At 74.3% G+C, this 13,485-nt stretch carries 14 protein-coding genes; 7 read left to right on the top strand and 7 right to left on the bottom strand.

Annotated elements, in window-relative coordinates:
* Positions 1–4: 4 nt before the first annotated feature.
* Genes ACH4MY_RS16440 through ACH4MY_RS16425 form a run of 4 tightly spaced genes read right to left on the bottom strand, consistent with a single transcriptional unit; the run spans position 5 to position 3,382 of the window.
* Positions 5–1,057 carry an NAD(P)H-dependent flavin oxidoreductase gene (locus ACH4MY_RS16440; RefSeq protein ID WP_398003298.1) on the bottom strand — a complete coding sequence of 351 codons (1,053 nt, stop codon included), beginning with the start codon at positions 1,055–1,057 and terminating at the stop codon, positions 5–7.
* The gene (locus ACH4MY_RS16435; protein WP_398003295.1) at positions 1,054–1,791 is read right to left on the bottom strand and encodes a CoA-transferase subunit beta; all 738 of its coding nucleotides are present in this window, start codon (positions 1,789–1,791) and stop codon (positions 1,054–1,056) included. Before ACH4MY_RS16435 ends, ACH4MY_RS16440 begins: the two co-directional genes overlap by 4 nt.
* Entirely contained in the window at positions 1,788–2,636 is an 849-nt protein-coding gene (locus ACH4MY_RS16430; protein WP_398003292.1) for a CoA transferase subunit A, read from the bottom strand. Before ACH4MY_RS16430 ends, ACH4MY_RS16435 begins: the two co-directional genes overlap by 4 nt.
* Entirely contained in the window at positions 2,633–3,382 is a 750-nt protein-coding gene (locus ACH4MY_RS16425) for an enoyl-CoA hydratase family protein (protein ID WP_398003289.1), read from the bottom strand. Before ACH4MY_RS16425 ends, ACH4MY_RS16430 begins: the two co-directional genes overlap by 4 nt.
* A gap of 66 nt (positions 3,383–3,448) precedes the next feature.
* Between ACH4MY_RS16425 and ACH4MY_RS16420 the strand changes: the two genes are divergently transcribed.
* The 3 genes from ACH4MY_RS16420 (at position 3,449) to ACH4MY_RS16410 (ending at position 5,819) form a co-directional block, all read left to right on the top strand.
* Positions 3,449–4,309, top strand: a complete 861-nt coding sequence (locus tag ACH4MY_RS16420) for an SDR family oxidoreductase (RefSeq protein ID WP_398003286.1) — start codon at positions 3,449–3,451, stop codon at positions 4,307–4,309.
* Position 4,310: 1 nt separating this feature from the next.
* Complete coding sequence (locus tag ACH4MY_RS16415) at positions 4,311–5,186, top strand: SDR family oxidoreductase (protein ID WP_398003283.1); 876 nt, start codon at positions 4,311–4,313, stop codon at positions 5,184–5,186.
* A 207-nt stretch (positions 5,187–5,393) separates the two neighbouring features.
* The gene (locus tag ACH4MY_RS16410; protein WP_398003280.1) at positions 5,394–5,819 is read left to right on the top strand and encodes a ribonuclease; all 426 of its coding nucleotides are present in this window, start codon (positions 5,394–5,396) and stop codon (positions 5,817–5,819) included.
* Between the two features lie 30 nt (positions 5,820–5,849).
* Here the strand turns inward: ACH4MY_RS16410 and ACH4MY_RS16405 are convergent, their stop codons facing one another.
* Together ACH4MY_RS16405 and ACH4MY_RS16400 are read right to left on the bottom strand one after the other, a co-directional pair.
* Positions 5,850–7,319: an ankyrin repeat domain-containing protein gene (locus ACH4MY_RS16405; RefSeq protein WP_398003277.1), complete on the bottom strand. Its 1,470-nt coding sequence runs from the start codon at positions 7,317–7,319 to the stop codon at positions 5,850–5,852.
* Between the two features lie 68 nt (positions 7,320–7,387).
* Positions 7,388–8,272 carry a hypothetical protein gene (locus ACH4MY_RS16400; RefSeq protein WP_398003275.1) on the bottom strand — a complete coding sequence of 295 codons (885 nt, stop codon included), beginning with the start codon at positions 8,270–8,272 and terminating at the stop codon, positions 7,388–7,390.
* Positions 8,273–8,447: 175 nt separating this feature from the next.
* On the opposite strand from ACH4MY_RS16400, the gene ACH4MY_RS16395 reads away from it, so the two are divergent.
* Entirely contained in the window at positions 8,448–9,218 is a 771-nt protein-coding gene (locus ACH4MY_RS16395) for a S1 family peptidase (RefSeq protein WP_398003868.1), read from the top strand.
* Positions 9,219–9,297: 79 nt separating this feature from the next.
* Here ACH4MY_RS16395 and ACH4MY_RS16390 read toward each other — a convergent pair whose 3' ends face one another.
* Positions 9,298–11,058, bottom strand: coding sequence for a beta-galactosidase family protein (locus ACH4MY_RS16390; protein WP_398003272.1), 1,761 nt, complete (start codon positions 11,056–11,058; stop codon positions 9,298–9,300).
* A gap of 91 nt (positions 11,059–11,149) precedes the next feature.
* Between ACH4MY_RS16390 and ACH4MY_RS16385 the strand changes: the two genes are divergently transcribed.
* The 3 genes from ACH4MY_RS16385 to ACH4MY_RS16375 are packed head-to-tail and all read left to right on the top strand — an operon-like array spanning position 11,150 to position 13,394.
* Entirely contained in the window at positions 11,150–12,037 is an 888-nt protein-coding gene (locus tag ACH4MY_RS16385; protein ID WP_398003269.1) for a helix-turn-helix domain-containing protein, read from the top strand.
* An 11-nt stretch (positions 12,038–12,048) separates the two neighbouring features.
* Positions 12,049–12,408, top strand: coding sequence for a chorismate mutase (locus ACH4MY_RS16380; RefSeq protein WP_398003266.1), 360 nt, complete (start codon positions 12,049–12,051; stop codon positions 12,406–12,408).
* Complete coding sequence (locus tag ACH4MY_RS16375; protein WP_398003263.1) at positions 12,408–13,394, top strand: asparaginase; 987 nt, start codon at positions 12,408–12,410, stop codon at positions 13,392–13,394. The genes ACH4MY_RS16380 and ACH4MY_RS16375 overlap by 1 nt, the downstream gene beginning before the upstream one ends.
* Positions 13,395–13,485: the final 91 nt, after the last annotated feature.

Genomic DNA, 13,485 nt, shown 5'->3' with positions numbered 1-13,485 from the left:
GGGGTCACGCGTCCGGGGGCGGAAGCGTGCGGAGCACCTGCGCGGCCTCGGACATGATCCGGGTGACGAGTTCCGCGCAGCTGGGGAGGTCCTCGATCACCCCGGCGACCTGGCCGGAGGCCATGACGCCCAGGTCGGTGCGGCCCTCGACCATCGAGGCCCGCAGGAGCATCGGGGTGTTCGCGGCGAGCAGCACCTGGCTCCAGGACAGGTCCTTGCCGTGGCGCATGGCCAGGCCGTCGCGGACCATGGCGGGCCAGGAGAGCCCGGAGAGCTTCCGGAAGCCGGCCGCCCGCCGTACCGCCTGCGCCAGCCCCCGTACCCGGCCCGCCCGTTCGAGCGAGGAGACGAACTCGGTACGGAGCATCCGGTGCGGCAGCCCGTCGACCGCGGTGGTGACGGTGACGTCCTTGACGCCGGCGGCCAGATAGCGGGCCTTGACCGCGTCCGGCACCGTGGAGTCGGAGGTGAGCAGGAAGCGGGTGCCCATGGCGATGCCCGCCGCCCCGTGGGCGAGGGCGGCGACCAGGCCCCGTCCGTCGTGGAAGCCGCCGGCCGCGATCACCGGGATGTCCACGGCGTCCACCACCTGCGGCAGCAGGACGCCGGTCGCGACCTCGCCGGTGTGGCCGCCGCCCTCCCCGCCCTGGACGAGCACGGCGTCCGCGCCCCAGGCGGCGACCTTCTCGGCGTGCCGCCGGGCGCCGACGGAGGGGATCACGACGACCCCGGCGTCCTTGAGCTCGGCGATCAGCTCACGGGAGGGGGCGAGGGCGAAGGAGGCGACCCGTACGCCCTCGTCGACGATGATCCGGACGCGTTCGCGGGCGTCTCCGGCGTCGGCGCGCAGGTTCACCCCGAAGGGCCGGTCGGTGCGGGACCTCACCTCGCGGACGGCGGCGCGCAGTTCGGCCGCGGTCATCGTGGCGGAGGCGAGGATCCCGAGCGCGCCCGCGTTCGCGGTGGCGGAGACGAGCCGGGGGCCGGAGACCCAGCCCATGCCGGTCTGCACGATCGGGTGGCGGACCCCGGTCAGCTCGGTGAGCGGGGTCCTCATCGGGGCGCGACCTCGCGGTCCCGCAGTCCGCGCGGGTCGACGACCTCGCGGATCAGCCGGAGCTCCTCGGCGGTGGGTTCGCGGGTGTACGGCACGTCGTCGCCGGTCACCAGGTCGAAGCCGGTGGCCGCGCGGACCTCGTCGACGGTGACGCCCGGGTGGACCGAGGCGAGCCGCATCGTGTGGCCGGGTGTCTCGAAGTCGAGGACGGCGAGGTCGGTGACGACCCGGGGGAGGCGGTGGTACGGGCCGACGGCATGGTCGTAGCCGACGCCGCTGATCATGTCGACACGCTCGACGAAGACCCGGGTCGAGTGCTTGGGGATCCAGTAACTCACTGGGTTGTTGAGGGTGTTGACGGGCGCCCCGCGGACGCCGAGGAGCTGGCGGGTGGGCCGCTCCCAGTCACCGATGCAGGAGATGTTCTGGTTGCCGTACCGGTCGATCTGGCTGGCGCCCATCATCACGTGCCGTCGGCCGCCGGTGACCATGGCGAGGTGCCTGCGGTAGGGCAGCCAGCCCTCGGGCTCTCCGTCGAGGCCGACGAGCAGGGCCTCGCCGTCGGTGAGGAGGAGGTCGGGGGAGAAGGTGCGTTTGGCCAGGCGGGCGCCGAACGAGGGGATCAGGCCCATGGGGCTGGCGAGCACCTCGCCGTTGTCGCGCCAGGCCTCGGCGCAGGCGATCACGCAGTACTCGGCCCGGCTGGTCACCGCTGTCTTCGCTTCCGTCGTCACGTCCGCTGCTCCTTGTGCCAGGTCTGGACGGCCGTCTGGTAGTCGTCCTCGCTCCTGCCCGACAGGAAGCGCTCGGCGAACTCGGGCCAGGGGGTGGTGGCGTAGAGCTTCTGGAACGGCTCGTCGCGGTCGTGGTCGGGGACGCAGGAGGTGAAGTGGGCCCCGTTCGGGGTCTCGACGACGCCGGTGACGCTGTGGCGGCTGACGAGGAGGGTCTGGGGCACGGTGTCGGGACCGAAGCGGTCGACGACCCGCTCGCAGGAGAGGTACGCCGTGTCGGCCGCCTCGCAGAACAGGTCGTCGAAGTACGGGTCGGGGCCGAGGTACTGGCCGTTGCCGAGCCGGTCGGCGCGGTTGAGGTGGACGAGGGCGGCGTCCATGCGCAGGGCGGGCACGGCGACGAACTCCTCGCCGTCCTCGTAGGGGGAGGTGACGGTCCGCAGGCCCGGGTTGACCCGCATCACGTCGGAGCCGAGGCCGGCCCGCACCGGCAGGAAGGGCAGCCGGTTGGCGGCGGCGTGCAGGCCCCACATGAACATCGCCTCGTCGAGCTCGGTGAGTGCGAGGGCGCCGCGTTCGCGAGCCGCCCGGAAGTGGGGTTCGAGGGGGATGGAGTCCAGGGTCGTGAAGGGGGCGACGAGCCGCCGGATGCGGCCGGCGGCGGCGAGCAGGCCGACGTCGGGGCCGCCGTAGGAGATCACCGTGAGATCGCTGATCTCGGACCGGAGCAGCGCTCTGACCAGGGCCATCGGCTTGCGCCGCGAGCCCCAGCCGCCGATGCCGATCGTCATGCCGGAGCGGAGCCTGCCCACGACGTCCTCGGGGGTCATGGTCTTGTCGGTCACGGCGAGTTCTCCTTTCCGAAGGTGTCCCGGACCCGGTCGGCGACCCCGCTGAGACCGGCCTCGAAGGTGAAGCCCTGCTCGAAGCGGTAGCTGCGCCGGACGTCCACGGGGTCGATGCCGTTGAGGGCGGCCTTGGCGAGGCGGAGGAGGCTGCCGTCCTTGGCGGCGATCTCCCCGGCCAGACCGAGGGTCGCGTCGAGCAGCCCGGCGCGCGGGACCACCGCCCACACCGAGCCGTGGGCGTGGAGTTCGGCGGCGGTCGCGGTCCGCGAGGTGTAGTAGAGCGTCCGCATCAGGTGCTGGGGCACGAGCCGGGCGAGATGGGTGGCGGCGCCGAGCGCGCCGCGGTCCAGCTCGGGGAGTCCGAAGACGGCGTCCTCCGCGGCGACGATCGCGTCGGCGTTGCCGACGAGGCCGATGCCGCCGCCCAGGCAGTGCCCGGCGACCGCGGCGACGACCGGCACCTCGCACTCGTACACCGCGGCGAAGGCCTCGGCGCAGCCGCTGTTGGCGCCGATCAGGGAGGTGTGCCCGGGGTCGCGCTGCAACTCCTTGATGTCGACGCCCGCGTTGAAGCCGCGGCCCTCGGCGGTGAGGACGACACAGCGGATCCCGGGGTCGCGGCCCGCCGCGCGGACGGCGTCGGCGAGCGCGTACCAGCCCTTGACGGGAAGGGCGTTGACGGGTGGGAAGTCGACGGTGACCAGAGCCACGCCCGCGGTGGGGCGGGAGGTGCAGACACCCATGAGCGGATCAGCTACCTTTCCACCAAACGTTTGTTAGGTACCTCTTGAGGGGGAAGGTAGCAGCCCATGGAGCTGGACGGGAGGGTCGTGCTCGTCACCGGCGGAACCCGCGGTGTCGGCGCCGGCATCGCACGCGCCTTTCTGCGGGCCGGCGCCCGGGTCGCCGTCTGCGCCCGCAGACCCCCGGACACACCGGTCGAGGCGGCGGGCCGCACCGCCGAGTTCCACCCCCTCGACCTGCGGGAACCCACCGCCGTACGGGAGTTCTTCCAGGACTTCGCCGAGCGGTACGGACGACTCGACGCCCTCGTCAACAACGCGGGCGGCACGCCGTACCGCCTCCTGGGCGACGAGGAGGGCGGGATCGAGCGCCACGCGCGGGTACTCGCGCTCAACCTCACCGCCCCGCTCACCGTCAGCCTCGCCGCCCACCCGCTGCTCCGGGCCGCGCGCGGCACGGTCGTCATGATCGGCAGCGTCAGCGGCACCCGGCCGTCCCCCGGCACGGCCGCCTACGGCGCGGCCAAGGCCGGCCTGGAGAACCTCGCCCGCTCGATGGCCGTCGAATGGGCCCCCGAGGTGAGGGTCAACACCCTCGTCCTCGGCATGGTGGAGACCGAACTGTCCCACCTCCACTACGGCGACGCGGCCGGGATCGCCGCCGTCGGCCGGACCGTACCGCTGGGCCGGCTCGCCGCACCGGACGAGATCGGGGAGGCGGCCGTCTTCCTCGCCTCCGCCCGGGCGGCCTATGTCTCGGGAGCCTCGCTGCTCGTGCACGGCGGCGGGGAGCGCCCCGCCTTCCTCGACGCCGCGACCGTCAACGGCGCGAACGCCGACGCCGCGACCGTGAACGCCGCGAACGCCGACGCCGTGAACGCCGACGGCCCGACCGCCACCGTCACCACCGCCGACAAGGAGAGCTGACATGGGAATCTGCGAGGGTCGCGTCGTGATCGTGACGGGAGCGGGCCGCGGACTAGGCCGGGCGCACGCGCTCGCCTTCGCCGCCGAGGGGGCCCGGGTCGTCGTCAACGACCTCGGCGTCGGCCTCGACGGGCGGCCCGGGCCCGACAGCCCGGCGGCCGCGGTCGTCGAGGAGATCAGGGCCGCGGGCGGCGAGGCCCTCGCCCACGGCGGTGACATCGCGAGCACCGAGGGCGCTTCCTCGCTGGTCGCGACCGCCCTCGACGCCTACGGCCGGCTCGACACCCTCGTCAGCAACGCGGGCTTCCTGCGCGACCGGATGCTCGTGAACCTCGACGAGAAGGACTGGGACGCGGTCATGCGGGTCCACGGCAAGGGCCACTTCCTGCCCCTGCGGTACGCCGCCGCGCACTGGCGGACCGAGGCGAAGGCCGGGCGCACGCCGGTGGCACGCGTCGTCCACACCACCTCGGGCGCCGGGCTCCTCGGCAGCGTCGGGCAGGGCAACTACGCGGCGGCCAAGGCCGCGATCGTCGGCCTCACCCTCGTCGCCGCCGAGGAACTCGCCCGGTACGGGGTCCAGGTCAACGCGATCGCACCGGCGGCCAGGACCCGGATGACCGAGCAGGTCTTCGGAGGGCTCGACGCCCTGCCCGAGGACGTGTCGCCGCTGGTGGTGTGGCTGGGCTCGGCCGCCTCGGAGGGCGTGACCGGCAGGGTCTTCGAGGCCGAGGGCGGCCGGCTGACCGTCATGGAGGGCTGGCGGCCGGGCCCGACGGCGGACAAGGGCGGGCGGCGGACGCCCTCGGAGGCGGGGGAGACGGCCCGACGGCTCCTCGCGGACGCGGAACCGCCGCACCCGGTGTACGGGGCCTGAGCGGGCCGCTGTTCCGTGCGGCGCTTGGCCGCGGCGCGCCGGTGGTCGGTCGCCCCCGGTCGGGAAGCGGGCGCCGCCGGGGTCCGAAAAAGCCCCTGCGGCGCCGTGCACACGGGATCCCCACGTTCGCGGGCAAGCGGTTAACGTCCGGAGAATTGAAGGCTGTCGGCCTTCCGAGTGGTTTCTACGCGCGTCATCATCCCAGTCATGCGCATCCCCCCTCGATTCACCCTCGCCGGCGGTGTCGCCACCGCCCTCCTCTCCTCCCTCCTCCTCGGTGCCCCCGCCACCGCCGCACCGGCCCCCGCGCCCGCCGCCGTCGTGGCCTCCGCCGCGGCGACCGCCGCCGTCGGGGACATCTGCCTCTCCGACCTCCCCAGCCAGGCGCACACCACCCTGCGTCTGATCGACGCGGGCGGCCCCTTCCCGTACAGCCAGGACGGCGCCGTCTTCCAGAACCGGGAGCGGATCCTGCCCTCCCACTCCCTCGGCTACTACCACGAGTACACGGTCGTGACCCCGGGGTCCTCCACCCGCGGCGCCCGCCGCGTCGTGACCGGCGACTCGGCGCAGGAGGACTACTACACCGCCGACCACTACGCGACCTTCGACCTGATCGACCACGGCTGCTGAGCCCCTCAAGGGCCCGTCCGGAAGGGCCCTTCAGGCGCGGCGCGGGGTGGTCCACTCCAGACGGGTCCTGACCCGCGCGTCGTGGACGTACTCCAGGGCGGCCAGCGCCGTCTCCCGCGCCGCGCCGTCCGGGTCGCCGTCCGCGAGGGCCGACGCCAGCGCGTCGACGGCGCGCGGGTCCTGCCGGATCGCCAGCCCGCGCGCCGCCTCCGCCGCCGTCTCCGGATCGGTGTCGCCGAGCCGCTCGGCGAGCCCCTCCCGTACGAGAGGGGTGTCGTCGGGCAGTTCGGCGAGGGCGAGCGTCGCCCAGTCCCGTACCCGCGCGTCACCGTCCCGGCTCAGCGCGAGCAGCACCCCGAGCGCCTCCGTGTGCCCGGCCGGCACGATCCCGGCCAGGGCGCCCGCGACCGCCCGCCGCACCGCCGCGTCCGGGTGCCCGGCCGCCGCGAGGAGTTCGGGCACGGCCGCCGGGTCCGCGCACTCGCCGAGGGCCCACACCACCGAGAGCACCGGCTCCCGCGCCGACGGTGCGACCTCCGCCGCCAGCCGCCGCAGCACCGGGACCGCGCTCGGGGCGAAGCCGGGCAGGGAGCCGAGCACCCTCGCGCCGAGGGCCCGGCGCAGCGGATCGCGGTAGGCGCACCACGCGGTCGCCGCCACGAAGGTCTCCTCGTCGGCCCGGCCGGCCAGTTCGGCCACCGCCGTCGTCCAGTCGTCGAGTTCCGGATCGCCGCAGCGCAGGGCCCGCGCCGCCAGCTCCTCGTGCGAGGTGCGGAGACCGAGCGCCGCCTCCAGGAGGGTGGCGATCGCCGCGTGCCCGGTCTGGCGGTCGTCGCCGCGCCCGGGGGCGCCGTCCTCCCGCAGCAGTTCGACGACGACCGTCACCCCGCCGTCCTCCCGGACCCGGCGGACCACCGCCTCGTACGTCTGCCCGCCCTCGTTCCCCGCGACGAGCCCTCGCCGCAGCTCGGCCGCCATGTCGACGCCGATCCAGCGCCGCGCCTCCCGCAGTCCGGCCTCCCGCGCCGTCGCCCCGTGGTCGAGGAGTGCCCGGACGGAGCCGGTGGAGCCGCGCCGGGCGGCGGCCACCAGGGGCAGGATCCCGTCGGGTCCGCGCCGGTCGGGGTCGGCCCCGTACTCCAGGAGCACCCGGGCCGTGCCGGCGTGTCCGAGCCGCAGGGCCCAGGCGAGGGCGGTGAAGCCGTACGCCTCCTCCTGGTCCGCCCACGCGCCCGCCGCGAGCAGCGCCCGTGCGACCTCGGTGTGCCCGCCGACGGCAGCTCCGCACAGGGGCAGATCGTCGCCGTCCTCGCCGCTGCCCAGGCCCGGGTCGGCCCCGGCGGCCAGCAACACCCGTACGATTCCGGCCTCGTTGCCGACGGCCGCCCGATACAGAGCGGTCTCTCCGTCCTCCCGGTCCTCGGGGTAGGCCCCGTCCCGCAGGGCCTGTACGGCCCCGTCCTCGTCCCCGTCACGGATGGCGTCGAACAGCGTGCTCATGCGCCGACCCTGACCCGCCGTCCGGTCCTGGCGCAAATCGGATTCCCGCCCCCGGTCCCCGGCGCCCTCTAGGCGTCGCACTCCAGGACGGTGCGGCACACCCCGCAGCGGGCCCGCAGCGCGCGCCCCGCCGGGACCCGCAGGCGCTGCCGGCAGACCGGGCAGAGGAACGAGACACCGGTCGCGGGCGCTCCGCCCCCGAAGACGTACGGGGCGCCCTCGCCGGCCCGGCCCCGGCGCCGCTCCCAGCCGTACCGCCGGCGCTCGGCCCAGCCCGCCCCGGCGAGCGGTGGCGCCGTCCGCTCCCGGCCGGCCTCGGCCCGGCCCCGTACCCATGCCTCGTAGGCCACGGCGCTGGTGAACCACGGTGACGGGTCCTCGCCGAACACCTCGGCCCGTTTGGCGAGGACGTAGCCGAACTCCTCGGGGGTCAGATAGCCCAGTTTCTGGCTCTCCACGCCGTCCTGCCGGAAGGCGTCGAGCAGCAGCCAGCCCGCGCCCAGGTAGGTGGTGACGACGTCGGTGAGGATCTCGTTCTCGGCGGTGCCGGGGAAGCCGAGGCCGAGCCGGTGCAGCAGGACATGGGTGATCTCGTGGGCGAGGGCCGCGCCGATGTCCCGGCGGCGGGTCCTGAACCGGTCGTTGAGCTCCACGAAGTACTCGGGTCCCGCCGTGAGTTCGACGGCCGCGGCGTACTCCATCGGGCGGAAGCCCACCACCATGCGCGCCTCGGGGAGCCGCAGGTGGCGGACGAGGGCGCGGGCCACCCGCTGGGTGCCGAGGTGGAGGTCCTCGTGGTCGTCGAGGGCGACGTCGGAGGGCGGCACGCTCGCCGGGTAGCGGTGCACGCCGTCGGGGGAGAGGCGCCGGTAGAGCGCCGTGAGCGAGGCTCCGACCGCCGCCCGGTGCGGGAAGCCGTGGGCGACGCGGTCGCCCTCGTGTCCGTGTGGCATACCGGATCCCCCTTCCCGCCCACTGTACGGTCCCGTCGTCGGGTATGGCCGAAAAGGCTTCCTTGTGGGGGCAGTTGAGCGTTGTCCATACTCCGGACATGACTTGACGGGCGCATGTCATGCCCTGTCGAGGCAACCCCCCATGAGAGAAGGCAGACACGTGAAGCAGAACCGCATGGTCCGCGCACTCCAGAAGCTGGCCGCCGCCGGCGCCGTCGTCCTGGCGGCCGTCAGCCTCCAGCCCACCACCTCGGCCTCCGCCGCCCCCGCCCCCGTCGTCGGCGGCACCCGCGCCGCCCAGGGAGAGTTCCCCTGGATGGTCCGGCTCTCCATGGGCTGCGGCGGCTCGCTGATCACCCCGCAGGTCGTCCTCACCGCGGCCCACTGTGTGAGCGGCTCCGGCAACAACACCAGCATCACCGCCACCGCCGGAGTCGTGGACCTGCAGAGCAGCAGCGCCATCAAGGTCAAGTCCACCAAGGTCCTCCAGGCCCCCGGCTACAACGGCAAGGGCAAGGACTGGGCGCTGATCAAGCTCGCCAGCCCGATCAACTCGCTGCCCACCCTGAAGATCGCCGAGACCACCGCGTACAACAGCGGCACCTTCACGATCGCCGGCTGGGGCGCCGCCCGTGAGGGCGGGGGCCAGCAGCGCTACATGCTCAAGGCGAACGTGCCGTTCGTCTCGGACGCCTCCTGCCAGAACTCCTACGGCAGCGACCTCGTCCCGAGCGAGGAGATCTGCGCCGGCTACAGCCAGGGCGGGGTCGACACCTGCCAGGGTGACTCCGGCGGCCCCATGTTCCGCAAGGACAACGCCGGAGCGTGGACCCAGGTCGGCATCGTGAGCTGGGGCGAGGGCTGCGCCCGCGCCGGCTACCCCGGTGTCTACACGGAGGTCTCGACCTTCGCCGCCGCGATCAAGTCCGCCGCGGCCACGCTGTAGAGCACTTCCCGTACGGGTGCCCCGGAGCGGCCTCGGCTCCGGGGCACCGCCATGCCCGATCGCCGTCCGGCGCGCGGGCTCAGAGGACACCGAGCTCGACGCCCGGCCTCCCTTCCCCCTCCAGCTCCAGCACCCACACCTCGTTCGCGCCCTCCCGGAGCACCGGACCCGGCACGAACAGCGCGTCCTGCGGGCCGGCCGTCCAGTACCGGCCGAGACAGAAACCGTTCACCCACACGAAGCCCCGGGTCGCGCCCGGCAGCCGCAGCATCGCGTCCCCGGCACCCGCGACCTCCAGGACGCCCCGGTACAGGCCCGGGCCGATCCCCTCCGTCCCCGCGCCGAACGGCACCCTGCCCACCGCCGCCGCCTCGAAGGCGTCCAGGCGCAGGCCCCGCGCCCGCACCCCGTGCAGATACTGCCGCTCGTGCCGGACCCCGCCGGTGATCCCCTTCGGCTCCGCCTGCCGCGGCCCGTAGTTGACCCGCCCGAGCGACTCCACCCACAGATCCACCACCGCCGGACCCGCCACCGGGACGGCGAGCACGGGATCCTCCCCCTCCGCCGTGTCGAGCACCCCCGCCAGGACCCCGTCGACGTACACCACCGCCCGGTCCCGCAGCCCCGTCACACCCAGCGGATACGGCTGCCGGGGACCCGGCACCGCCACCCGGTAGCGGACCAGGCCCCGGTCCACGCCGAGCTCCTCGAAGGTCGGCGGCACCGGACCAGCCGCCTCCTCGTCCCCGAGCACCTCCAGGACCGTCTCCAGCGGCGCCCAGCCGTCGAAGCCGCCCCGCACCGGAGCCGCGAGCCGCGCCGGGGCCTCCGGCGGCTCCGGCAGCGGCCCCTCCGCGTACTCCGCGAACACCTCTCGGAAGAGCCGGAACTTCTCCGTCGGCCGCCCCGCCTCGTCCACCGGAGCGTCGTAGTCGTACGAGGTCACCGTCGCCCGCAGCGGCCCGTCGTGCAGCTCACCGGCCCGGTTCGCACCCGCCCAGCCCCCGAAGTTCGTGCCCCCGTGCGCCATGTACACATTGACCGAGGCCCCGCACTCCAGGATCTCCCGCAGCGCCCGGGCCGCGTCCTCCGCGTCCCGCACCGCGTGCTCCGTGCCCCAGTGGTCGAACCAGCCGCACCAGAACTCCATGCACATCAAAGGCCCCGAGGGCTGATGGCGCCGCAGCGTCGCGAAGCCCTCCCGCGCCCCCGAACCGAAGTTCGCCGTGGCCAGCACCCCCGGCACCGAACCACCCGTCAGCATGTGGTCCTCGGGACCGTCCGAGGTGAACAGCGGAACGCTCACCCCACAACGCCGCAACAGCCCCGCCAGCCACTCCAGATACGCCCGGTCGCTGCCATAGCTCCCGTACTCGTTCTCCACCTGCACCATCAGCACCGGGCCGCCCCGGTCGACCTGCCGCTCCACCACCTGCGGAAGCAGCCGCCGGAACCAGTCCGCCACCGGCGCCAGGAACTCCGGATCGAGGGTCCGCACCCGGCGCCCGAGCGGCCCCGTCAGCCAGTGGGGCAGGCCGCCGTTCTCCCACTCGGCGCAGATGTACGGCCCCGGGCGCACGATCGCCCACATCCCGGCCCGCTCCACCGCGTCCAGGAACCGGCCGAGCGCCTCCACGTCCCCGTACCGGCCCGGCTCCGGCGCGTACAGATTCCAGGGGACGTACGTCTCGACGCAGTTGAGGCCCATCGCGCGCAGCATCCCGAGCCGGTGCTCCCACTGCCCCTCGTGCACCCGGAAGTAGTGCAGCGCCCCCGACAGGAGCCGCACCGGCCGCCCGTCGAGCAGAAAGTCCTCGTCACCCACAGCGAACGTGCTCATGGCCTCACCCTCACCCTCTGGCGGTGAGCCGGTCCATGGACAAAGATCGTTGCAGTTTGGACGTTAGGACGCCAGGGAAGGGCCCCGCCGCATGTACCACACCTGGATGCGCTACTTCACGCCCAGCCCCGTCCACCACCGCCTCGGCCTCGTCTGCCTCGGCGTCGGACTCCAGCACGGCACCCTGCCCACCGTCGGCCCCCGCACGCTCGACCACCACGTGGCCGTCGTCGTCTCCGCGGGCAGCGGCTGGTACCGGGGCGCCGACGGGCGCCGCACCACCGTCACCGCCCCCGCCCTGCTCTGGCTGACCCCCGGCACCCCCCACCACTACGGCGCCGACCCCGGCACCGGTTGGGACGAGGCCTTCGTCGACTTCTCCGGACCCGCCACCGCCACGTACACCGAACTCGGCTACATCGAACCCGACCGGCCCGTCGTCCCCCTCTCCGACGCAGCCCCCGCCCGCACGGCCATCGGCCGGATCGCCCGCGCCGCCCGCGCCGGCAACCCCCTCCTCGAGGTCGAGACCGGCGCCGCCGTCCACGAGCTGCTCGTCGCCCTGCGCCGGGCCCGCGCCGACACCAACGCCGACGGCGACCCCGTCCTCGCCGCCCTCGCCCGCGACGCCTTCCAGCCGCTCTCCGTCGCCGAGCACGCCGCCCGGCACGGCATGACCGCCGCCGAACTGCGCACCGCCGTCCGCCGCGCCGCCGGATGCAGCCCCAAGGACTACCTGCTCACCGTCCGCCTCGGCCGCGCCAAGGAACTCCTCGCCGCCACCGAGCTGCCCGTCGCCGCCGTCGCCCGCCGCGTCGGATACGACGACCCCGCCTACTTCTCCCGGCTGTTCACCCGCCGGGTCGGCACCGCCCCCATCCGCTTCCGCGAACAGCAGGGACGGTCCGTGCACGGAGGCTGGAGCAACCGCGTTCCGGATCCCGAACACCCGCCCACGATCCTCCCGAGATCCGTCTAAGCTCGCAGATCATGAGTGACTCCACCGGCCCCCACCAGCCCACCCCGCCCCCGTCGGCCGACACCTCAGGACAGGTCGACGAATCCGCACGGGCCGAACTGACCCGGCTGCGCGAAAGCATCGACAACATCGACGCGGCGGTCGTGCACATGCTCGCCGAGCGCTTCAAGTGCACCCAGCAGGTCGGCGTCCTCAAGGCCCGGCACCAGCTGCCGCCCGCCGACCCCGACCGCGAGGCCCGCCAGATCGCCCGGCTGCGGGAACTCGCCGGGAGCGCGAAACTGGACCCGGCCTTCGCGGAGAAACTCCTGAACTTCATCATCGCCGAGGTCATCCGCCACCACGAGACGATTGCGGACGGAGCACGCTGATGGCCCGCGTCACGGTCTTCACCCTCGGAGGGACCATCTCCGCCCGCGGCGGTGACGCCGCCCGCATGACCGGCCAGGAGGTCCTCGCCGAACTCGGCGGGGACCACGACGTCGTCCTGAACGACTTCCGCCGCGTCCCCAGCTCCACCCTCACCCACGAGGACCTCGCCGCGCTCGCCGCCGAGGTCCGCGCCACCGTCGCCGCCGGCTCCGGCGTGGTCGTCGTCCAGGGCACCGACACCCTGGAGGAGACCGCCTTCCTCCTCGACCTGCTCTGCACCACCGAGCAGCCGATCGCCGTCACCGGCGCCATGCGCCGCCCCGACCTGCCCGGCGCCGACGGCCCCGGCAACCTGGCCGCCGCACTCGCCGTCGCCGGCGACCCGGCCTGCCGGAACCTCGGCGTCCTCGTCGTCCTCGCCGACGAGATCCACGCCGCCCGGCTCGCCCGCAAGACCCACACCACCTCGGTCGCCACCTTCGCCTCACCCGGCGCCGGGCCGCTCGGCACCGTCGTCGAGGGCGAGCCCCGCATCCTGCTCCGGCCCGCCGTCCCGGCCGCGGTCTGCCCGCTGACACTCGACCCCGAGGTGCGGGTGGCCCTGGTGACCCTCTCCCTGGGCGACCGCGGCGAACTCCTCGAAGCCGTCGACGACCGCTTCCAGGGCCTCGTCGTCGCCGCCTTCGGCGCCGGTCACGCCCCCGCCCGGCTCGTCGAGCCGCTTGCCGCGCTGGCCCGCCGCATCCCGGTCGTCCTCGCCTCCCGCACCGGCGGCGGAACGACCCTCTCGCACACCTACCGGGGCCCCGGCTCCGAGTACGACCTGCTGCACCACGGACTGATCCCGGCCGGCCCCCTCGACCCCGCCAAGGCCCGGATCCTGCTCCACACCCTGCTGTCCAGCGGCGCGGCGGGCCCGGCCGGCTACGACCGCCCGCGGATCACCGCCGCCTTCGCCCACCTGAACGGCTCCGGACTGGCCTGAGCCCGGCGGGGCGCCCGACCGGACGCGACCGGCAGGAGGCGGCGGCAGGAGCCCCCCGAAGGAGGGCGTTCCCGCCCTCACCAGGGGTGTC

Source organism: Streptomyces sp. NPDC017246 (genome assembly GCF_044331325.1).
Classification (GTDB): Bacteria; Actinomycetota; Actinomycetes; order Streptomycetales; family Streptomycetaceae; genus Streptomyces.
The sequence above is the reverse complement of the archived record's forward strand: the minus strand, read 5'-3'. Positions and strand labels throughout refer to the sequence as shown.

Coding starts and splice junctions, on each gene's coding strand:
- ACH4MY_RS16405 (WP_398003277.1), bottom strand. CDS start 7,319: ATGAGCACGCTGTTCGACGCCATCCGTGACGGGGACGAGGACGGGGCC.
- ACH4MY_RS16415 (WP_398003283.1), top strand. CDS start 4,311: ATGGGAATCTGCGAGGGTCGCGTCGTGATCGTGACGGGAGCGGGCCGC.
- ACH4MY_RS16390 (WP_398003272.1), bottom strand. CDS start 11,058: ATGAGCACGTTCGCTGTGGGTGACGAGGACTTTCTGCTCGACGGGCGG.
- ACH4MY_RS16395 (WP_398003868.1), top strand. CDS start 8,448: ATGGTCCGCGCACTCCAGAAGCTGGCCGCCGCCGGCGCCGTCGTCCTG.
- ACH4MY_RS16410 (WP_398003280.1), top strand. CDS start 5,394: ATGCGCATCCCCCCTCGATTCACCCTCGCCGGCGGTGTCGCCACCGCC.
- ACH4MY_RS16440 (WP_398003298.1), bottom strand. CDS start 1,057: ATGAGGACCCCGCTCACCGAGCTGACCGGGGTCCGCCACCCGATCGTG.
- ACH4MY_RS16380 (WP_398003266.1), top strand. CDS start 12,049: ATGAGTGACTCCACCGGCCCCCACCAGCCCACCCCGCCCCCGTCGGCC.
- ACH4MY_RS16385 (WP_398003269.1), top strand. CDS start 11,150: ATGTACCACACCTGGATGCGCTACTTCACGCCCAGCCCCGTCCACCAC.
- ACH4MY_RS16420 (WP_398003286.1), top strand. CDS start 3,449: ATGGAGCTGGACGGGAGGGTCGTGCTCGTCACCGGCGGAACCCGCGGT.
- ACH4MY_RS16400 (WP_398003275.1), bottom strand. CDS start 8,272: ATGCCACACGGACACGAGGGCGACCGCGTCGCCCACGGCTTCCCGCAC.
- ACH4MY_RS16375 (WP_398003263.1), top strand. CDS start 12,408: ATGGCCCGCGTCACGGTCTTCACCCTCGGAGGGACCATCTCCGCCCGC.
- ACH4MY_RS16425 (WP_398003289.1), bottom strand. CDS start 3,382: ATGGGTGTCTGCACCTCCCGCCCCACCGCGGGCGTGGCTCTGGTCACC.